This window comes from Candidatus Nitrosocosmicus oleophilus (genome assembly GCF_000802205.1).
Classification (GTDB): Archaea; Thermoproteota; Nitrososphaeria; order Nitrososphaerales; family Nitrososphaeraceae; genus Nitrosocosmicus; species Nitrosocosmicus oleophilus.
Genome location: NZ_CP012850.1, coordinates 2,133,889 through 2,155,075 on the forward strand (window position 1 = coordinate 2,133,889; position 21,187 = coordinate 2,155,075).

The 21,187-nt window shown below is 40.9% G+C and carries 20 protein-coding genes; 8 read left to right on the forward strand and 12 right to left on the reverse strand.

Annotation, left to right across the window (positions count from 1 at the left end; translation table 11 throughout):
• Positions 1–25 precede the first annotated feature (25 nt).
• Both NMY3_RS10405 and NMY3_RS10410 read left to right on the forward strand, forming a co-directional pair.
• The gene (locus NMY3_RS10405; protein WP_196815794.1) at positions 26–1,534 is read left to right on the forward strand and encodes a UDP-N-acetyl glucosamine 2-epimerase; all 1,509 of its coding nucleotides are present in this window, start codon (positions 26–28) and stop codon (positions 1,532–1,534) included.
• Between the two features lie 48 nt (positions 1,535–1,582).
• Positions 1,583–2,260 (forward strand): hypothetical protein, encoded by a 678-nt coding sequence (locus NMY3_RS10410; RefSeq protein WP_196815795.1) that lies wholly within the window; start codon positions 1,583–1,585, stop codon positions 2,258–2,260.
• 46 nt (positions 2,261–2,306) lie between these two features.
• Here the strand turns inward: NMY3_RS10410 and endA are convergent, their stop codons facing one another.
• The 3 genes from endA to NMY3_RS10425 form a co-directional block, all read right to left on the reverse strand.
• Positions 2,307–2,858 (reverse strand): tRNA-intron lyase, encoded by a 552-nt coding sequence (gene endA / locus NMY3_RS10415; RefSeq protein ID WP_196818543.1) that lies wholly within the window; start codon positions 2,856–2,858, stop codon positions 2,307–2,309.
• A complete protein-coding gene (locus NMY3_RS10420) occupies positions 2,858–3,508 on the reverse strand; it encodes a DUF47 domain-containing protein (RefSeq protein ID WP_196815796.1) in 651 nt (216 codons plus the stop codon). The genes endA and NMY3_RS10420 overlap by 1 nt, the downstream gene beginning before the upstream one ends.
• 77 nt (positions 3,509–3,585) lie before the next feature.
• Positions 3,586–4,602 (reverse strand): homoserine dehydrogenase, encoded by a 1,017-nt coding sequence (locus NMY3_RS10425; protein WP_196815797.1) that lies wholly within the window; start codon positions 4,600–4,602, stop codon positions 3,586–3,588.
• A 147-nt stretch (positions 4,603–4,749) separates the two neighbouring features.
• On the opposite strand from NMY3_RS10425, the gene trxB reads away from it, so the two are divergent.
• On the forward strand, positions 4,750–5,745 hold the full coding sequence (trxB, locus tag NMY3_RS10430; RefSeq protein WP_425319404.1) for a thioredoxin-disulfide reductase: 996 nt from the start codon (positions 4,750–4,752) through the stop codon (positions 5,743–5,745).
• Positions 5,746–5,813: 68 nt separating this feature from the next.
• On the opposite strand, the gene NMY3_RS10435 is transcribed toward trxB, so the two are convergent.
• Positions 5,814–6,830, reverse strand: a complete 1,017-nt coding sequence (locus NMY3_RS10435) for a PLP-dependent cysteine synthase family protein (RefSeq protein WP_196815799.1) — start codon at positions 6,828–6,830, stop codon at positions 5,814–5,816.
• A 1-nt stretch (position 6,831) separates the two neighbouring features.
• Positions 6,832–7,089 carry a sulfurtransferase TusA family protein gene (locus NMY3_RS10440; RefSeq protein WP_196815800.1) on the reverse strand — a complete coding sequence of 86 codons (258 nt, stop codon included), beginning with the start codon at positions 7,087–7,089 and terminating at the stop codon, positions 6,832–6,834.
• A 276-nt stretch (positions 7,090–7,365) separates the two neighbouring features.
• Between NMY3_RS10440 and serB the strand changes: the two genes are divergently transcribed.
• Genes serB through NMY3_RS10455 form a run of 3 tightly spaced genes read left to right on the forward strand, consistent with a single transcriptional unit; the run spans position 7,366 to position 9,262 of the window.
• Positions 7,366–8,010, forward strand: coding sequence for a phosphoserine phosphatase SerB (gene serB, locus NMY3_RS10445; protein WP_231100014.1), 645 nt, complete (start codon positions 7,366–7,368; stop codon positions 8,008–8,010).
• Between the two features lie 27 nt (positions 8,011–8,037).
• Complete coding sequence (gene cofE, locus NMY3_RS10450) at positions 8,038–8,835, forward strand: coenzyme F420-0:L-glutamate ligase (RefSeq protein WP_196815802.1); 798 nt, start codon at positions 8,038–8,040, stop codon at positions 8,833–8,835.
• Between the two features lie 52 nt (positions 8,836–8,887).
• Positions 8,888–9,262 carry a hypothetical protein gene (locus tag NMY3_RS10455; protein WP_196815803.1) on the forward strand — a complete coding sequence of 125 codons (375 nt, stop codon included), beginning with the start codon at positions 8,888–8,890 and terminating at the stop codon, positions 9,260–9,262.
• A gap of 841 nt (positions 9,263–10,103) precedes the next feature.
• On the opposite strand, the gene NMY3_RS10460 is transcribed toward NMY3_RS10455, so the two are convergent.
• The 6 genes from NMY3_RS10460 to NMY3_RS16910 all read right to left on the reverse strand — a co-directional run bounded on the left by NMY3_RS10460 (position 10,104) and on the right by NMY3_RS16910 (position 16,500).
• Positions 10,104–10,265: a hypothetical protein gene (locus NMY3_RS10460; RefSeq protein ID WP_196815804.1), complete on the reverse strand. Its 162-nt coding sequence runs from the start codon at positions 10,263–10,265 to the stop codon at positions 10,104–10,106.
• Positions 10,266–11,323: 1,058 nt separating this feature from the next.
• Positions 11,324–12,325, reverse strand: coding sequence for a methylmalonyl Co-A mutase-associated GTPase MeaB (meaB, locus tag NMY3_RS10465; RefSeq protein ID WP_196815805.1), 1,002 nt, complete (start codon positions 12,323–12,325; stop codon positions 11,324–11,326).
• Positions 12,322–14,466: a methylmalonyl-CoA mutase gene (gene scpA, locus NMY3_RS10470; RefSeq protein WP_196815806.1), complete on the reverse strand. Its 2,145-nt coding sequence runs from the start codon at positions 14,464–14,466 to the stop codon at positions 12,322–12,324. The genes meaB and scpA overlap by 4 nt, the downstream gene beginning before the upstream one ends.
• Positions 14,463–16,139: a methylmalonyl-CoA mutase family protein gene (locus NMY3_RS10475; protein WP_196815807.1), complete on the reverse strand. Its 1,677-nt coding sequence runs from the start codon at positions 16,137–16,139 to the stop codon at positions 14,463–14,465. The genes scpA and NMY3_RS10475 overlap by 4 nt, the downstream gene beginning before the upstream one ends.
• A gap of 7 nt (positions 16,140–16,146) precedes the next feature.
• On the reverse strand, positions 16,147–16,359 hold the full coding sequence (locus tag NMY3_RS10480; RefSeq protein ID WP_196815808.1) for a hypothetical protein: 213 nt from the start codon (positions 16,357–16,359) through the stop codon (positions 16,147–16,149).
• Between the two features lie 15 nt (positions 16,360–16,374).
• Positions 16,375–16,500 (reverse strand): hypothetical protein, encoded by a 126-nt coding sequence (locus tag NMY3_RS16910; RefSeq protein ID WP_257719978.1) that lies wholly within the window; start codon positions 16,498–16,500, stop codon positions 16,375–16,377.
• A 982-nt stretch (positions 16,501–17,482) separates the two neighbouring features.
• On the opposite strand from NMY3_RS16910, the gene NMY3_RS10485 reads away from it, so the two are divergent.
• Positions 17,483–18,037: a hypothetical protein gene (locus NMY3_RS10485; RefSeq protein WP_196815809.1), complete on the forward strand. Its 555-nt coding sequence runs from the start codon at positions 17,483–17,485 to the stop codon at positions 18,035–18,037.
• Between the two features lie 996 nt (positions 18,038–19,033).
• Positions 19,034–19,267, forward strand: a complete 234-nt coding sequence (locus NMY3_RS10490; protein WP_196815810.1) for a hypothetical protein — start codon at positions 19,034–19,036, stop codon at positions 19,265–19,267.
• Between the two features lie 11 nt (positions 19,268–19,278).
• Here the strand turns inward: NMY3_RS10490 and NMY3_RS10495 are convergent, their stop codons facing one another.
• A complete protein-coding gene (locus NMY3_RS10495; protein WP_196815811.1) occupies positions 19,279–21,117 on the reverse strand; it encodes a PINc/VapC family ATPase in 1,839 nt (612 codons plus the stop codon).
• Between the last annotated feature and the right edge of the window lie 70 nt (positions 21,118–21,187).

Genomic DNA, 21,187 nt, shown 5'->3' on the forward strand with positions numbered 1-21,187 from the left:
ATTAGAAAATGGCGATATTTTCGTAATGGGACATAGAAAACAATCCTCTAGTAAAGTTATTGAGTCAAACCAGAAAAATATTAGCAGAAAGTTTGATTCTCTGAAGGTAGACAAGGAGTTTCTCCCAATTAAGATCAACTGTGGTAATTTAGAAACGATTTTTTCAAAAGATAATGATTTTAATAAAGCTTTAGCTATCGTAATAGGTACTAAGCCCGATTTCTATAAGCAGGCTCCGCTCCTAATTGAATCAATTAAAGAAGGTTTGCCTTCATTTATAATTTCCACAGGACAGCATTACGATGAATTACTAGGTTATGGGATAAAGGAATTTGACTTGGAAAATTCAATAGTTTGCGATTTGCAGATTCGTGGGGATCTGATGGAAAAATCTAGCGATTTAATCATGAAATTTGGATACTTTGGTAGATTTTTGAAAAAAAAATATTCAAGCAACCGAATTTTACCGATTGTTCACGGAGATACTTTGGTAGCAGGAATCGCAACATTGTCTTGGGTTTTCGGGTTGGGACAAAAAGTCGGACAAAATGAGGCTGGACTTAGGTCAATGAGTCCGACTATTATCAAAGATATAAAGATGAATGTATATCCTAACCGTTCTGATATAGAAAAATTTATTACTAATCAATTGTCCTCATCATGGTTCCTAACTAGGGAGGAACCATTCCCAGAACAAATTGATACTTGGGTATGTTCTGCAGGAACAAAGTTTTTCTTTGTTCCCACCAAACTAAATAAGGAGCACTTACTTAGAGAAGGGTATCCCGACGAAGATATCCACATAGTTGGGAATTCTGTAGTAGATGCTATTGGTATCAAAAGAATGAAAAAACCTGAAAAAAGCATTTTTGAATTATATCCTAAATTAGAATCCGGAAATTGGATCAGAATGGATATTCATCGTAGAGAAAATCTAACCAACCACAGATTTAATGCTATTATAGGGGGGTTGACTGATTTAATAAAGGATTCGGAATTTAGAGTAGTTTTAGTCCTTTTAAATGCTACCATATCCGCATTAAATAGGTTTGATCTTTACAACAAGCTTAAAGATCTAGAAATGGCATACCCTGATAAGTTTATGATGACTGATTTGTGGAAAGAGTATGGTCATGTGGTCGAATTTCTAGACAGTGGGAAATGCTGGGCAGAGATTACTGACTCAGGTTCACTGCAAGAAGAATTATTATACTTCCCAAAGGTTAGCTCCTTTACAGTTAGATTTAATACCGATAGGCCGGAAACAGTCTTCGATGCTAAGGGGAATCTCTTGGTCCCTCCAATAAACCGAATGTGGTTACCTAAAATGGTATCTACTATATATGATAAAGGGGTGGATTATGGATTTAATTTTAAGAAGAAAAAACAAATTTATGGAAACCCTGGGGAAGTATCCAAAAAAATCGTAAAAATAATGAAAAAGGAATTTGAGAATAGAGAAACCAACTTTTTCCCCTGGTTACATCAAAGGTTTAACTATTGGCACGAGAAGGATGATTTTGACTATCTTTAATTCATTCAAATGCAAATAGTTATATAATTATGAATTAGAAAATTTTTATTGGCCTCCGATACGAAGTTCAGGATTAATCTAAAAGAGGGTGTTTTTGAACTGGAAGGAAATGAAACTTTTGTAGATAAACATTTAGAAAAGTTTGAAGAAATTTTCAAGGTTGCTATTAAGGAGGTCATCATAAATAATAAGGATAATGTTCTGAATTACACATCTGCACCATCTAACACACAAGTAAACAATGTTCCAATCCCATTGGAAAATTTTTCTTCTCAAGAATCTGGAACACTTTCATCGAAACGTAAAGATTTTCAAAATTCCGTGATTAGTGATGTTCAAAGGGAATTACCTCTTTCAGGCAAACCTACAAAACATTCTATTCCAAAAATCTCTATTAATATACCTCCACTGCCCGTGGATTTGAAAGAAAATAATGAAAAAATTGGCCTCCGAGATTTTTATGCAGAGAAAAAACCTGCAAATCACTACGAAAAAACTACTTTGTTCGTCTTTTATTTAACCAAATATAATAAACTAACGGAGATTAAATACGGAGAGATACTCTCGTGCTATGAAGAAATTAATGAAAAGAAACCTAGTATAATTGACATTGTTAAAAATTCTATAAGGTACAAAGGATGGCTTGAACCTGGTATTGAAAAATTATCAACCCGATTGACAATTTCTGGCGAGAATTTTATAAAATTTGATTTACCGAAGATCTAACTAGATTCTGAATCGATATCTTTTTGACCAAGATTCATGCAATAGATCAAGCTCTCCACCAGTCAAAACCTACGAATTTGATAGAATTGTCCAGGAGATCAACAATTGCCAAAATGAATTGTTTCTTAACAGTGGTGGCAAGTCTTCCTGCAAGCACTATGTCCATGCTTGTAATATGGTCATTTTGTTTCAATACCTTCACAAGGAACGGCGCATGATCTATGCCAGGTCCATGAATATAAACAGCAAAGTCGCAACCAAATTTTATCCCAGGGGTTACAATATAGCCCTTATCTCTCAAGTTTTCAAATACCACATATTTTACTTCAAAGTTTACATACTGTTTTGTACAAATTCTTAGGATTTCTTTCGGTTCAACATCTGTAGCCGAATCTTTGAATATTTTGAGGCGATTTCTATTACAAAGATAATATCCCTCAATTAGGTCGAGTACTATTGGCGCATCAAATTCGGCATTTTTAGGTTTAGATATGCCTAATGGCTTACCAAAATATCCACTACCAAACAATGTCCGTGATTCCAGAATATCATGAATGAATATTCTGTTTTCTACTAGTTGACCGGTAAAGGTGGTTATCAAATGCTTAAAGCTAGTATTGTAAATGAGTTAGAAGCCTGTTGACATTTGTCGACTATCCCCTCGATACCCTCTATAGCATCCTTGAACAAAATCAAGTCTTTTTGAGAAGTTATCTTATCTAATGCCTTGATTGTCAATTCCCTGTACTTTTTATCTACGTCCATCTCTATCATTTGGACCTCAATTGCCAATTCAATTGTATTTTCAGGTTTAATTGTAAGAGTCCTTGACATCTCGTTAATTCTGAACATAACGTCTATTATCATGTCGATCATCCCTTTCAACTCAATTTCAAAATTTAGTTTAATCACTTTTGGTTCTATATTTGACAACCTAAAGGAGACCCCTTTAATATAACCTGAAATTTCATCAATAAAATATGCAGTTCTTAAAAGGTCTTCCCTATATGTCATTAAACTTCCAGTGGCTATTACTTCTCTAGTAATTTGTTTTCTCAGCACCATTATATCATCTTCTATGGTACTCATCCTCTCAGAAGATTCTCTAATTCCATCCTTGTTTTCATGGATAATAGCAGTCGTCATTCTTGCCAATTCTCGAGATAAATTTAGAATCTTATTTGACTCTTCTTGTAGTATTGCCATTGTTTTCCTTTTTGCTTGGACCTCTAGCTCACCGCTATACATTTATTGGTTACAAAAGCTTGCCTGTTCATATAATTCTTTATTATAATTAGTCTGAATACTGTGGCGAGGTCAAAACTTTAATTTAGCTGATAGTTGGTAAAGTTTTCTTTAATTTCTATGAGATCTCGTAAAATTGAACTAGCAGTTTCCATCCCTCCAGCTCCTTTACCTATTATCGTTTGTGCTCCAGAATGCTCCGATCTAAATGTAACAGCGTTCAGCGTCCCGTTGACACAAATTGGATCATCTTTTGATATTGGAATTGGTCTAACGAAAAGACTATCCTTGTCACAATTAGCAATTAATTTTAGTGATTTTCTTTCACTAGCTGCCTGAATTATTTGCTCTTGATCTACCTTAGTAATTCCAGTTTTATCGACATCTTTCAATGTTACTTTATGTCCCATTATCCAGTTAGCCATGATGACTAATTTAGCAGCCGCGTCATCTCCATCAATATCCAATGAAGGATTAGCCTCTGCATATCCTTTCTCCTTAGCATCATCAAGTGCTGCACTAAAATCCAACCCTTCACCCATTTTAGTCAAAATATAATTTGTCGTCCCATTTAATATCCCTGTAAAGGATGTAATTCTGTCTCCTTTTAGACAATGTTTTGCAAAATCCAATACCGGTGTGCCTCCTCCTACTGTTCCGCTGAATCTTAACATAACGTTATTATGTTCGGATAGTTCTACCAAAGAGGAAAAAGACAAGGCTAATGGTCCCTTATTTACAGTAATAACATTCTTTTTAGTTCTTAAACCTGAGATGACATGAGACAATCCCGGTTCAGCTGTAGTTAAATTGGTAGGGGTAAGTTCTAACAAGACTTCTGCGTCAATATTTTCAATATAATTATCAGCATTAAAGACTGATTCAGAATATTTGCTTATGTTCCCATATTTTTGCTTAACCATTAAAACTCTCTCCAAATCTAAGCCGGTTTGAGAATATGCAATTCCCCTACTGTCTATACAGGCTACTACCCTTGGTTTTATTCCGTAATTCTTATATAATAGGTTAGAACTAGAAATAAGCAATCTTAGAAAACTTTGGCCTACAACCCCCAGTCCGCATACTATTATTCTCATTAAAATTATCCTTTTATCATTATAATAGGAGAATATAATAAAATTTGTATTGCTAATTTATCATATTAACCGGGATACGATCGACATGGTAATAAAATATGCCCTAATACATTAATAAATGAAATTCTAGGTCTATTAATTATGACCATATCTGTGGACGGATCTGATAATGAAAAATATGAAGGTAGAGAAAATCATACCTCAAGTAACGCAGACGAAAATCACTTCGATGTTGTTATAATCGGTTCTGGACCAGCCGGATACACAGCGTCTATATATACATCCAGAGCAAAATTAAAGACAATTGTAATCTCAGGAAGTTTACCTGGTGGACAATTGATGACCACCACCGAAGTTGAAAATTATCCAGGATTTCCACATGGGATAGATGGACCTGAGTTAATGACGTTTATGCAACAACAATCAGAAAGGTTTGGAACTGCTATGCTTATCGATGAAGTCACAAGGGTGGACTTTAAGTCTAGGCCATTCAGAATTTTTACTGGCTCCTCTAGTTACACTTCTGATTCAGTATTAATTAGCACTGGTGCTACTCCCAGGAAGTTGGGCATAGAAAGCGAACAAGAGTTCTCAGGAAAGGGATTGTCTTACTGTGCGACCTGTGATGGACCGTTTTTTAAGAATCAAGACATCGTAGTTGTGGGAGGCGGGGATACCGCTTTAGAAGAAGCAACATTTTTAACCAAATTTGGTAAAACAGTAAAAGTTGTTCATAGACGTGACAATCTACGAGCAAGTAAAATTTTACAGGAACGTGCATTTGAAAATCCAAAAATAGAATTTATTTGGAATTCATCCATTGTTAACGTCAAAGGGGACAAGAAAGTCTCCGCAGTAGTTGTTAGGGACCTAAATACTACTGAAGAAAAAAATTTAGAGGCAGGTGGTGTTTTTGTCGCAATAGGTCATGAACCAAATACATCTATCTTTAAGGGGCAAGTGGACCTAGACGAAAGGGGATACGTAAAAGTTCAGAATGGTACTAGGACAAATATCGACGGTGTTTTTGCAGCCGGAGATGTTCATGACTTCAAATATAGACAAGCGATAACAGCTGCTGGATTTGGCTGTATGGCTGCTTTAGACATTGAAAAATGGCTGTCTGAAAAAAGGACCAATTAAGAAAATCATCCTATTTTATTTTTTTTGACTATCGTAGCTGTATTTGGATTGATGTTATCATGTTGTTACTACTGGTACGCTAGTTTTGGCAAAAAGCTATTGTCCTTCAAGTAATTTTCAAATTCATTGTCTGTAAATACCGACTGTTCCTTGTACAAACTTTTGAACTTGCGTCCATCATCAGCGAATATCCCCACAAAAACCTGGTCCTTGTTTGTATTCTCTTGAGCTCTTTCCATCATACTGGCTAGAACAGAGCCAGAAGAGGGTCCCACCAACATATTTTCATTCAGCGCGATCTGTTTTACCATTTTAAATGATTTTTCGTTTGTTGCCGTATACCAAGCATCCACCACTTCTTCTCGCCTCAAGAACAGCTCTGGCTTTGCGGATTCCTCAAAGTTTCTTAATCCTTGAAGCAGATGATTTCTCTGTGCTTGAATAGCAACTACTTGGATTTGATTGTTCTTTTCTTTTAAGAATTTTCCAGTTCCAGTAATAGTACCTCCAGTTCCAGCCCCAGTGAAAAAATGAGTTATTTTTCCATTGGTTTGTTCCCAAATTTCTGGTCCAGTGCTTTGAAAATGAGAAAGATAATTTGAATCGTTTTCGTACTGATTTGGCATATAATAAACGTCTGGCCGAGGTTTGGAAATAGCGTACGCAAGGGCGATGCTCTGATCCGTACCAGCACCTACTCGAGGGCATAAATCATCTGAAGTCTCATGCAAAATAGCTCCCAATTTTCTCAGAATATCCTTAGTTTCTTTACTTACTTTTTCAGGAATTACGATCTCGACTTTGTAACCCAAATAAGATGCGATTCCTGCTAAAGCGATGCCAGTGTTTCCTGACGTGGGTTCAATGATTATGCTTTTATCTTTTCTCAGAATTTTTTTTTCTTCAGCATTTTTTATCATCCAATAGGCAGCCCTATCTTTTACTGATCCAAAGGGATTATACCATTCAAGTTTAGCATAGATTTTCACATTATCAGTTGAAAAGCTTTTCAATTGTACTAAGGGTGTATTTCCGATTCTTTCAGTTACATTGTTAGGATCTGAATAAGTGGTCGAAGTCGTCATCCTACTTTGCCTTTTTAATTGTAAATTCTAAATCCTTATTTGACTTATTTAACGATAACAATTCATGACCGTTCCTGTTAACCCATCTAGAAATGTCTTCCTCTGAATCTGGATCATCAGAAACAACTTTTAATAAATCACCTTTGGTCATACGTTCAATTTCAATCTTTGTTCTAAAAACGGGTTCAGGACAATATAGGCCCCTTACGTCAATAGTTTTCATACTAGACTTCATGTTATCGTCAGGATTAGAAGACATAGATAAATAAAGGCATTATAACTTAATTAAATGTTTTTGCGAAATATACTAGGGACTATTTATTGATTTCAGTCTCATACAGGCATGGACATCTCTTAATAATCCCAAACTTGAGTGATCATACAACACTATCGTAGTGAATATTACACTTATTTTAATCGACTAACTTCCTAAAGCAATATTTTACTTAAAGTCATAATGCGAAGGATCGAATTAAATAGACTATTACCTTCAATATCTTAATATTATGTATGGACAAGGAGAATGATTTGTGCAATGCTTGTTATATTTGACGTAGAAGGCGTACTGCTTAACGCAGAATATCTCCCAGTCTTGGCAAATTTGCTTGGTCCGGAGAAGGAAAAGGAAGTTTGGGACATAACTAACAAGGGTATCCGTGGGGAAATTAATTGGGAGGAGGGATTAAAAGAAAGAGTTCATGCCTTAAGAGGTATAGGATATGATCAAGCCTCCACTATAGCGCAAAATTTGGAGATTATGCCCGGTGCAAGAGAATTATGTTCCTTCTTAAAAGGTCTTGGTTGGAAGTTGGTGGCCGTTTCAGGAGGATTTAACATCATCACTGATAGACTATATTCAGAACTAAATATTGATAAAATATTTTCTAATGACCTTATCTTTGAAGATAACAAGCTATTGGACGTTACCATAAAGGTTACCTCTGATAAATCTGCATCAGTAAGATCTTATATAGAAGAAAATGGTTTTTCGAGTGATGAGATCGTAGTGGTCGTAGATGGCGCGAACGATTTGAAGTTGTTTGATTTATCTTCTTTCACGGTAGGGTTTTGTGCAGTGGACGTAGTTCGTGACAAAGCAGATATAGTTATTGATAAGAAGGATTTGTCCTTGCTAATCCCAGTAATAAAAGAGAAATTCAAAATAAAGATTAATTCATAAAAAGAAAAGAATACGTGATTCTTTTTTTTGATTTCTATCATCCCGATACGCATTAATAAGAATATTGAACCAAACGACGACTTGTCAAAGGTAATTTTTGAGTCTGTACAATTGAACCAAATGCAGATCTGTGAAAATGACATTATCGTGGTGGCTCAAAAAATCGTTTCGAAATCAGAGAATAGGTTTAGGGATTTAAGGTACGTTGCCCCTTCTCCAAAATCAATCCGATTGGCCAAATTGCACAATAAAGATCCACGATTGATTGAATTGATTTTAGGTGAAACTTCTAGAATTATAAGAATCACAAAAAAACATTTGATCGTTGAGACCAAACATGGATTTATTTGTGCTAATGCAGGGATAGATCAAAGTAATGTTTCTGGCGATTCTCAAATGGCACTTTTACTACCGGAGAATCCTGATACTTCAGCAAGAAACCTGAGAAAATCAATGCACAATATTTCTGGAAAAAAAGTATGTATAATTATAGCCGATACATTTGGCAGACCTTTCAGAACGGGTCAAACTAATGTTGCAATAGGGGTAGCGGGCATTGCCCCATTAAAAAGTTACATTGGAATGAATGATGAGTACGGTAAAAAATTATTAGTAACAGAAATTGCCATAGCAGACGAACTTGCGGCAGCCGCTGAACTTGTAATGGGTAAAACTTTAAAGAATCCTGTGGCTATAATACGTGGCTATGACCATCAAAATCTTTTGATAGAAGGTGACGACGATACTGGCATCAAGTCACTATTGCGCAGTGAACATGATGATTTATTTAGAAATCCAGAAAATATGATGAATTACTCTGATTGAATCAATAAAGGATTGCAAAATAATTTATTTCCAATTCTATCATCTCATCCCAATGGATGATATTGTTGAAGGTATACTAAATAAAAACAAAAGAATTATTGCACAATCCAATTCAATGATAGATGTTAAGGACCAATTATCCCCTGAAATACTAAGGAAAATATATCCAAAAACTGGGAAAGAGGTGACAATCGGATTCACAAGTCCTGCCGGTACAGGGAAGGGTACTCTTATTGGAAAACTGATTACTTATTTTGAAAATTTTGGTTTCAAGATATCTATACTGGCAGTAGATCCTACAAGTGCTATCTCGGGAGGTGCTATTCTTGGCGACAGGGTCCGTATGCCTTCAACAATGGATGATGACAATATTTTCATGAGGAGTTTAGGTTCAAGGGGTGCATCTGGTGGCATCTCTAAATCTTAAGAAATGTAATTGGCATATTGGATTTTGCAGGAAATGATCTTATTTTGGTGGAAAGCGTAGGAGCAGGGGAGTAAGAGGTAAAAATTTCATCCACTCAATTCCAGATCTTCCTAATATATCTTTTAGTTCTATTCGGTTTACATATTTGTATAAAATATTATGAATCTTGTTTGCTAGTTTTGTCTTAGTTCGAGATAATATACTATTCTATAACTAAACTTCCTTTTTCTCTTAATTCTTTTATGGGTAAACGCCTCGGATATCAAACCTGTGCTCAGCAGATAGGATAGTATACAGACACCATGTTAATCAGCCTTAATCTTTGCTTGTACTACTATATTTGTCTTTACTGTATTTGCTAGTCTGTATATTTTCTCCAATAACTTCTAATGTATAATATGTATTCTCATACACAAGTTGTCCCTAGATTCCATTAATGCATTACATTTTTTCATTCTATGATAGGGTATTCATTTAATTGGTTCTAGTATTCCATTCGAATTGTTACCAAAGTAGAACGCATCCAATTTCTTTCCTCTATCATCTTTTAGTGCTGGGCTAAAATTTTTCTTCTTAACATTTATTATAAGATGAATCAATTTTTTCATTCATCTTCTTTCTTACTTCATGGTGGCAAAAAGAGGGTGGCAAACATCCATGCACTCACTCATTCACTCACCCGCCTACTATAGGAGTATTATGATAGCGCTTCAAGAGATCTGGTTCAATCCGAGCCTTGATCCTAAACGGAGAACTTTGAACGTAGCCAACATACGACAAAAGACAAACTCTTAATGACGTTCCTAATTTAGTAGATCAGTACCATGGCAAAAAAATTCGACTAGTAATAAAAAACAGGACCACCGATCTTCTTTTTCCAATCTGAGTAAATACTTGAATTCCCTTTCAATTTTTCAACATAATTAGAAGCAGATGGACTACCAGCTGCACCATTTCCACATACAGTAACAATTTGTTTGTATGGTATACTTATTGGTTTCATTGATAGATTTTATAGCAATATTAGGAGCTAACACCATATTTTCTTTTCTTTCAATAGAAGATATTATACCTATCTCCTCCAAGGTTTATTCTCCTCTAGAAATTAGATAAACCTCCGATGCCCTCCTAGATTATGAAATTCCGGATATTAAAAGAAACACACGTACTCCCACAGTTGCTGTTATCCGTCGAATAAAAGGGACATATATTTATCTACAATATTGCAATTCTTATTTGTAAATTGTTTTTCATTATCTACACCTAAATTGTTTGGTATCTTTTATGGTGTTTATACAACAGATACAGCAAAATATCCACAACGAAATGTTTTTACCTTTAACCACGATTCATCTTCTGAATTTTTTCGACTGTACCGTAAACCATTTCACCTTTTAATGTCAGAAATTGATCTTTGTAGAGTTTTGGTCAGCAGAGGACTACTAGACATTCTTGTTCGTGGATAATTTTCTAATTTTGGAATCAAATTCGACTGGTCACCCAGATCTTTTATTTTTATTAATCATGATATTTATTATGGGGCGATAAATATTACTACAGAGGCCAGCTGGTCCTGTTTCAATAACTATTACCTCATATTCTTCAAACACTGCTTAAAGACGCGAAAATTATAGTTGTTAGATTACACATCCTTTTGATTTTGGATAGATTGATATCGATAGTAATTTCTAACTAGAGATTATCTGACTCTAGTATAATTCGGATATCAGTGTGCGAGGGTGATGCGCTCGGGCGAATAAGAGCGGTAAAAGTCGTTTCGTATCGCGGGAGGTGCATGATGGCTGGGGCCGACGTTGCATGTCAATGTGCGATCGACGCGGCGATCGGACACGGTCGTTCTGAGCATAGCGAAACAGTTCGTACTAGAGGGTATCCAGTTTGCGTCTTCGTCGCGCAGCTGAAGTTCAATCACTAATGGAGGCGACACCAATAGCGATTGAGAGGGAGGTAGTCTGGATCTTTATGGTCAGTCACATTGAGTCGAACTAATGGCGTGACAGAACGCGGAACGATTTGGCCCGTGTCCAACACCGAACAAGCTCAGATCTGTTCCCGGCTGAAGATCGCTAGCAACTCATCCGCGGCAGCGCTCGATGTGGTCGTTCCGGCCTTCACAGCCTGCTCTAGGCGGGGAAGGGTCGCAGCAACGTCAGGGTGCTGGCGAAATGCATCCTCTAGGCGCTCGCGGATCAGTGTCCACATCCACGTGGACTGCTGGGCCGCTCGCAACGAGGCAAGCTCCCCGGTGGACTCAAGTAACTGTCGGTGCTCGTCGATCGTGGTCCATAACTCATCGATACCCAGACCTGTAAGGCCCGACGCCGCAAGGCAGCGCGGCTGCCAGATTGCGCGCTTACGAGGTAGATAGCGCAGTGCGGACTTTAGATCCGCCAGTGCGACCTTCGCCCTATGCTCGCCATCTCCGTCGGCCTTGTTGACGACGAGTGCATCCGCGAGCTCAAAAACACCCTTCTTGATCCCTTGCAACTCATCGCCAGCACCCGGCAAGACAAGCACAAGAAAGAAGTCGACCATGTCGGCGACGGCCGTCTCGCCCTGTCCGACGCCGACAGTCTCGACGAGCACGACATTATAGCCGGCCGCCTCACAGAGTAACATCGTCTCGCGTGTACGGCGCGCCACGCCGCCGGGCGACAACCCACTCGGTGATGGCCTTACAAACGCGCGCGGATCAAGCGCGAGCCGCTGCATGCGTGTCTTGTCGCCGAGAATTGACCCACCCGAGAGCTGGCTCGTCGGATCGATCGCGAGCACCGCAACGCGATAACCAGCATCGAGAAGGCGCATTCCTAGATTGTCAATGAACGTGCTTTTCCCAACGCCTGGCACGCCAGTGATGCCAATGCGGTGCGCTCGGCCCGTACGCGGCAATACCTGCTGCAGGAGGTTGCGGGCAATCCGTCGATCCTCTTCAGAACGACTCTCGACGAGCGTGACAGCACGCGCTAACGTCCCTAGGTCACCTTCGATGATGCCGCGCTCGTACGAGTCGACCGAAAGTCGAGACGCACGAAAAGTCATGGTGGTAGCTCGAGACGGTCGAGCAATCGCACCGCGGCGTCGGCAATCACAGTGCCGGGTCCGAAGATCTCAACGGCGCCGGCCTCTCGCAGTGCATCATAATCGTCGGGCGGGATCACGCCTCCGACAACGACGAGTATATCGGGGCGACCAAGCGTTGAGAGCGCAGTGCGCAATGCAGGCACCAGAGTCAGGTGGCCGGCGGCAAGCGAACTCACGCCAATTACGTGCACGTCATTCTCAACGGCGGCGCGCGCGGTTTCCTCCGGAGTCTGGAACAACGGACCGATGTCAACATCGAAGCCGAAGTCCGCGAACGCCGATGCAATAACCTTTTGGCCTCGATCATGCCCGTCCTGTCCCATCTTCGAGATTAAAATACGCGGCCGGCGCCCCTTATGATCTAGGAACGTCTGTGTGCGAGCGCGCACGTGAGCGATCGCTTCGGATGACTCTCCAACCTCTCCACTGTACACGCCGGATATGGCTTGGATGTTCGCGCGATGGCGACCCCATACTTTCTCGAGCGCCCATGAGATTTCCCCGACCGTGGCCCTAGCGCGTGCCGCGTCGATCGCCAAGGCAAGCAGGTTGCCGGTGCCGGTCTCGGCGCACTTTGTCAGCGCTCCGAGGGCACGTGCCGTTGCTTCGTTGTCACGCTCCGAGCGCAGCTTCATAAGGCGTTCGATCTGCGTCTTTCGAACGGCCGCATTGTCAACTTTCAGCACCGGGATCGATTCCTTGTGCATAAGTTTGTAGCAGTTCACACCTATGATCTTCTGACGGCCGCTGTCGATGCGAGCCTGAGTACGTGCAGCCGCTTCTTCGATGCGCAGCTTCGGGATGCCCGCCTCAAGGGCCTTCACCATGCCGCCGAGCTGTTCGATCTCGGTGATGTGAGCTCTTGCACGCCGTGCGAGTTGGTCTGTCAGCCACTCCACGTAATAGCTCCCGCCCCACGGATCAACCGGCCTCGTCGTGTTCGACTCGAGTTGCAGCTGGAGTTGGGTATTGCGCGCTATACGTGCTGAGAAGTCCGTCGGCAGAGCGAGCGCTTCGTCAAGCGAGTTCGTGTGTAGGCTTTGAGTGTGGCCTTGAGTCGCGGCCATCGCCTCTATGCAGGTGCGTACGACGTTATTATAAACGTCCTGCGCAGTCAGTGACCAGCCCGACGTCTGGCAGTGTGTACGCAGCGCGAGGCTCTTCGTGCTCTTTGGGGCGAATGTCGAAACGATCTCAGACCAGAGAAGGCGAGCGGCCCTGAGCTTGGCAACCTCCATGAAGAAGTTCATGCCGATGGCAAAGAAGAACGACAGACGCGGCGCGAATGTGTCTATGCTCATGCCGGCTGCGATACCAGTGCGGAGGTATTCGAGGCCGTCGGCGAGCGTATAGCCGAGCTCGAGGTCCGCAGTCGCCCCTGCCTCCTGTAAGTGATACCCGGAGATCGATATTGAGTTGAACTTCGGCATCCGCTGGGACGTGAACTCGAAGATGTCCGCAATTATCTTCATAGAAGGTGCGGGTGGATAGATGTACGTGTTCCGTACCATGTACTCTTTTAGGATGTCGTTCTGGATCGTACCGGATAACTTCTCCGGGGGTACTCCTTGCTCCTCCGCGGCGACGACGTAGAGCGCGAGCACCGGCAGGACGGCACCATTCATCGTCATCGACACGCTCATCTTGTCGAGTGGGATTCCATCGAATAGGATACGCATGTCGAGGATCGAGTCTATAGCCACGCCTGCCATACCGACGTCACCAACGACGCGCGGATGATCACTGTCGTAGCCGCGGTGGGTAGCGAGGTCGAACGCGATTGACAAACCCATCTGTCCAGCGGCGAGGTTCCGGCGGTAGAAGGCATTCGAGTCTTCAGCCGTCGAAAAACCGGCATACTGGCGCACGGTCCACGGCTTTTGTACGTACATGGTTGGGTACGGACCGCGTACGAACGGCGGAATGCCAGGCAACGAGCCGAGGTGCGCGACCTCCGTGAGGTCTGAAGAGGTATAGACTGCGTGATGTGGGATGTCCTCAGGTGTGTCCCAGATGCTGTCGGAACTGGCAGGCGCGGTTTTTCGCACTGCAGGCTCAATCTCGTCAAAGTCAATCTCATCAAATTTGGGCAGCGTCATAACAACAGCTCCTCCATGGTGGCGAGCACATCGCAGCCAACAAACACAAACGCTTCAACGCCAGCTGCACGAAGCTCGGTTTCGAGAGCGCCCGGACGCCCTGCGAGCACAACCTTCCTCACGCCGGCTGACTTCAGCGCGCGTGCGACTCCGGCGGCTTCAGCCGTGTAGCGCTCGTCGCTGCCACAAATCACGGCAACGTCGGCGCGTTGGGGCGAGGTCGCTTCGCGAGTGCGAATGCCAACGATGCCAAACAGACCTGCTGAATAACTAATGCGAGCGCGATGCTCAGCCGGTGGCCCGAGCGCGAGCAGCATTACATCGAACGGCAGGGCTTCGATGCGAGCTCGCATCGCCTCAAACATCTCGGCATCACGATGCTCGACGAGCGCTGATGAAACCAGCAAGGGTGCGGTCGGGATCGGAGCCGCCGGCAGCTTCTCGCCGACGTGCGCGAACTCCGAGACACCGAGGACAGGTTCCTTGCGTTTCGCAAGATGGGCCGCTCGCCTGGTCCATGCCGCGTCAAGCCGCGCGCGCAGTGCGCCCGAACCGACGAGCTCGGTAATACCACCATCCTTCTCGATCGCGGTAAAACGCTTCCACGCCTCACGGGCGAGCGCATCGGTACGCGTCTCGATGTAATAGCTGCCGCCGGCGGCATCGACGACTCGTCCGAGGTGGCTCTCGTCGCGCAATATGAGGACCGTGTTTCGGGCAACGCGGCGCCCGAGCGCGGACACTGCAGCGAGCTGGTCGTCGAACGGACGTGGGGTCACGATCTGCGCTCCACCAATGATCGCAGCGAACATCTCCGTTGTTACACGTAGCATGTTGACCCAAGGGTCGCGTTGTGTCTGCGTGCGTGAGGACGCGACGGCGTGGATCGGAGGTGGAGGCTCGTTTGGCGCGCCGGCAACCGCGAGCACTTTGTGCCAGAGCACGCGGGCCGCACGTATCTTGCATATTTCCCCGAAAGTGTCGCGACCGACAGGCAGCTGCAGCCACAGCGTGCGCGCGGCTTCTGTGATCGGCAGTCCTCCTGCAATGAGCGCGCGCAGATAAGCAACACCGGCCGAAAGGCCGAGTGCGAGCTCGTCGGCGGCATCGGCACCCGCGCTGTGTAAGATTGTCGTGGACACGCGCAGCGGCCGGGCGTTCGGCAGCCGCTCACGTGTATCAGAGACTAAGTTTGGAAGGTGAGACAATCGTTTTACGAGCGTGTTGCCCGGCGTCACTCCCTGGGCAACGGCCATAATCGGATCGATGTCAATCCAGATCCGCTTATCTACACCGCGTTGCGCGAGCCATTCGATAGCCTGCGCTGGGATGCTCTTTGCTATATCGACGACTAGATCAGCGTGCGCGACAGCCGCGGCCTCGAGCGCGCTGTCGTTGCCCACATCAATCCACAGCGCCGTCGCACCTCCATCGAGTTCCTCGGTAGCTACCGTGCGATCACCGTCTATACGTATGCACAGCCCAAACGCTGTGTTCTGTGCGTTGGCGCCCCGCACGTATGGTGCCATGCCTGGCATTGGCAGCTCGGCCGGCCGTTCGGTGTAGAGCGGGTCTATCGTTATGTCCTCAGGAGTGCGGTACACCAATTTGTCGAACGACGCTCCAGCGAGCTCTTTGTCGACGAGCGAGCGCCATGCTGCAAAATCTGACACGGACGACTCACCTATCGCGACGGCATTGACCGCCAACTTCATAGAGTGTGTGCGACAGCTGATAGGGAGTGTTGATTTTGCTCGCCCCCGTCAACTGGGTGAGCAGGTTTTCGCAGTCGAAAGCATCATGGCGCACGTCGCTGGGAGCCGCTGCAGGGGTCTCCTCGTTGCTCTTCCAGAACTGGTCGCATGATGAGATTGTGTATTCCTTCTCGTCCATCATCGAACTCATCACCTAAGAAGGGGTTGCATATTCAGCATGTCCTTGGGATTGAGGAACGTTCTGAGGCCAATGACGGGCATCGTCCCCTCGTTTTTGAAGGCCTCGCAGTACTGCGACTGTTCTTGGATCTCCGAGCACTATTACTTGCACTCCGTCGAACTGAGCATGGCTGACTCTAGAGATTTGGCCGTTTCAACAAAAGAACACTTTTTTTCTTCCTCGGGTATCCTTTGTTGGTTTTTGCAATTTACATTTAACAAAATACAAGTTTCAGTCATTTAAAATTCTCCTTAATTCCGTTTGTTTCAACATATCTATTGTTATTGTACGAGATGCCGTGACTAACGGTTATTACACTAAATAAATTACGTGTGTTATCCTTAGATATTATTTGACTACATGATTCGCAAAATTGCATAATCAGATATATGTTAAGAATATATTTATATATTGATATGCTTTGCTATTTTATAGGATAACTTTTATCATTTTCTTCCAATTATTTTCCAATTATTCTAACGTATATTTCAATAGAAAATTATGGCATGATTATAATGAAATTTTGAGAGAACGGGAGTGTGTTCTAATCCATTTAGCTTTCTCCTGTAAGATTCATAATTTATCATAACTAAAAGTTCCTGACGCTCCCAAATCTCATTTTCCATACTAGATTTATTCGGTTAGTTTTCTTAGGGTTTATTTCACAAAAATCTGATGTAACCCAATAATCATTGTTATCATCATTACTATTCATCATACTGTTTTTATGATTGTTATGTAACCGTCTCATAAGCAATTTAATCTTAATGAGAAAATGATTAAAGTGGTAGTCCGCCTTTTGTCTGCATCATTATCAGATCTCGTTATTTTGTGTTTAGAAAATATATTATCTGTTTTTTTCTGTTTGTATTGATAGCAGAAGTAGCAGACCAACAAAATTAGAAATGTCTATGCAGCATAAATTAACATACTAAGAATAAACAAATTAGAAATTATTAGGGCTTCAAGTTAACAAATTTGATTAGATATTAATTCAAAATTGAAAATTTGCTATGAGACAAAACAATGTACAAAAAGTTACTCTGAGTATCTCTTTTATCTTTTCATTGTAATCTTAGTTATGAAAAAGAATTTTTACAAATGCAACGGCTGTGAACGCAAATTTGGACGAAAATGGAATGCACTACGTCATAGTAGGTCAATTCATAGTTCTGCTTCTGAAATCATTAGCAATAATATCAAGCCCAAAACTTCGTACATATCAAATAACAAATACAATAGGTTTCAAAAGAAATTCGATATTCTCAATAAAGCCGGTATAGAGATATACAATGAATACGATGAAAACATGTCAGACATTTTTGATATAGATGAAAAAGACTTTAAAATTATTAAAATTATTGATCAATTGATCAAACCGTTTACTGAATTAGAGGATTTATTGAGTAGAACTGATCCTAAGACAAGAGCATTTGTTCTTACAAGAAGTTTCGATCAAAGCTTACGATCTCTCAATCCAGTGGAAGCCATGAATGAGATGGTCGAGTTGTTATGTTCAATAAAAGGCATCAAAAAGATTGCAAAGTATAGGTCAATGATTGCCACAACCTCCTCTTTGGATCCGATACTCGAAACAAAAGAAAAAATCAAGAATTCATATTTATTTGGAAGATAGAATAATTAGAAAATGAAGACTAAACCCCAATCTGCTTTCCAGAATTCAGCACTGGGTTAGGATTTAATCTTGAAAAACTGATAGAATTGATAATTTTTTGTATTTATAATGACAAAATTTCCTTCAGGAAATATAAGAATGGGGATTGGATTCCAGACAGATTACTAATTCTGAAATCGAAAAATTTGACCCTGACAAAATAATTATCGCACCTTGCGGATATGATCTAGATTGAAAACAGAAAGATTACAAACGTCTAACTGTGCCCTAGTGGAAATCGGTTAAGGGTTTCAAAAATAAGCAGATTTATTTGGTTGATTCCAATTCTTATTTTTGTAAGCCTAGTCCAAGAATCATAACGGGGATGGAAATTTTGCCCTCAATAATACATCCCGATATATTTCGACGTATGAACATTCATGAAAGGTCCTTTATAATTGTCGATAAATGAATTAATCTTTGGAGTAAGTTGTCCGTCATAAAACAATGTGGGAAGATGAAAAAATTCCTACTTCTTGATTAACTAATGCGATAAAAATCAATTGTATATAGATTCTACCCATCTCTAACTATCATCTAATTGATCCTTCAATTAAATTTGGATAGTTTATCTAAAGATTTCATAAATTCACATGATCAAATATTCTATTCAATGAAAATTAAGATTAATTCATGGAGATATATTAATCATATGTTATTTTTAGCTATGGTCATTTCACATCATATCGTTGAGAGCAAACATTCTATAATTCAGTTTGGTGATGACAAGACGGATGGTTTGTTGTTACCTAATTCAGTATTTAACATTCCATTGCGTACCAAAATCTTATTCCTGAGTTCATGGCCCATTCTTTTTTTTAATATAGTTAGAATCTTGTTTGGATTTCATTGACCAACTCACCTTTTTCTTCAATGCATTTTCAGGAAGGTAGTCCGAGCCAGCGGTGAAAGGAATATGGTGTAGACAGTATGACAATTTCATGAGGGATTGCGTTTATGTCCCACATTAATGAAATGATGACTTTGTTCCTTGTATGCAGTTCATGCTGGATAAGAATAAATATTTCGTCACGATTCCATCTTTCGTCCTTATTATCGGCAGCTGAAAAACAAGATGTTAATTTGATACCTTATCTAATATCCTGTGTTAAAAACAAGGTGACCCTTGGCGAAATTAAAGACACATTCAAAGAGATTTTTGGGATCTATGTACCAAAAATCTCCTTTTGAATGTTCATCTCTTATTCATCTTTACTCTCATATAGTTTCAGAGAATCTTGATTGTTACTCATAATTGTGTTGAATACTTTTCTTCCGACTTCTGACTTTTTGTCTAATTTTAATTTGGCTTTCTGTCCAATTTGATTGCTTACTAGTGCCTCATCTCCTAAAAATAGATTAACCTTTTTTCCTATATGCATTTCATCAACTAACAAGTAAATCCTTGATCCAGATTCGGCGATACTAAATGCAACTTCATTACCAATGAGAGGAACCTTCGCTTCAACATCGATCTTAACTCCCAGCATTTTTTCTATTTCTGATATGGTCGAACCTCCTCTTCCGATTATTCTGGGAATTACATCTTTACTAACTAGTATTCTTATCTTATCACTGGAAATAATCTTTACTTCAGCCTTAGGGTCAAATTTGCCTATAACTTCTCTTATTTTGGATTCTGCTAATTTATTGATCTTATTGTTTCTTTCTTTATCGGTCTTTTTTTCGATATTTTTCAGAGGGATTATGATGTTTTCTTCTCCATAAGAGTAAATTTCATACTCAGTTTCTTTTGAAAAAAAGTCTCTGATTTCCACCACTGGCCTAGCAAGGTCCTGTTCAACCATTCCTGCTGGGACTTTAACTGTCAAGTTTAATTCATATATTTTTTCAATCTTGCCTCCATGAATAAATATTACTGTGTCTATTACATGAGGTATCATACCTAATTCTATCTTGCCTATAAATCGTTGAATTGCATCCAACGCTTCGTTAGCATGGATTACTCCTATCATGCCGATACCCGTAAGTCTCAGGTCTGCGAATAATTCAAAATCCTTTATCCGCCTCACCTCATCAAAGATGGTAAAGTCTGGTCTAACAAGTAATAGAAGGTCTGCAACCCTTTCATACCCGTTTTTAAAAGAACCATATTGTACTACATTCTCTGGCACTTGCAGATCTCTTGGCGATTCAAGAGTCTTGACGAGTTTATTATTTTGCACGTAATGTTCGGCGATACTGCTTGCAAATGTACTCTTGCCCGAACCCGGTCTCCCAGCTATCAAAATTCCCTCTGCCTCTTCTGATAGCCTATTTATTAATGATAAATCTAATTGGTATTCTTGCAATGTCAATTTCTTTATCGGTCTGACTGCAGTAATTTCTATTTTGTTTGATACAGGTGGTTGAGTTATGACAATTCTCAAGTTCTTGTACATTATTACATAACATCCATCAAATGAAATTTCTATATTTGATATTTTCTTGTTGTTTTCAGTAGAAAATAGGAAATTCATGATTTCATTTAAAGTCTGTTTATCCAATTTAGTGTCAGATATTTTCTCCAATGTAAATTCTCCAGGAGTACCCTTCTTTGCTAAGGGTTCTACCCCTTCTATCAAATGAACGCTCATTGATTTATCGTCAAAGTAATTTTCGATATTAAAAGATGCTGAGACCTGGGAGCGGATGTGAACGCTTGATATTCCAGTTGCGCTAGCTGCTAAATGTTGTATGTAATCAGCGGTAAATAAAGTCGCATCCTCTTTTTCAGCTATTTCGTTAATATTTGAATCAATTCTGCCATTCTTGGCTAGTTTTATGTCCTCAAGATTGGGCTTTTCCCCGTAAATTCTGAGCGAAATATTATTCTCGCTAGATTTTTCTCTAATCTTTCTTAGTTCTTCAAGCCCTATGAACCCTTGTTCTCTCTGCTTACATGCCTGTGATTGCAGCTCATCAATTGCAGCACGAGGAATTATTATCTCAAAATTATCATCAATATCCTTTTCATCAATTTTATGACTTATATGGCCATCTATTATGATACTCGTATCTAAAACAATTTTTTTCTTCAAATTGACTATGATCAGATCAATCACCAGATTCTTAAAAAAGGTTACTAAGTGGAAGATATAACAAATAACA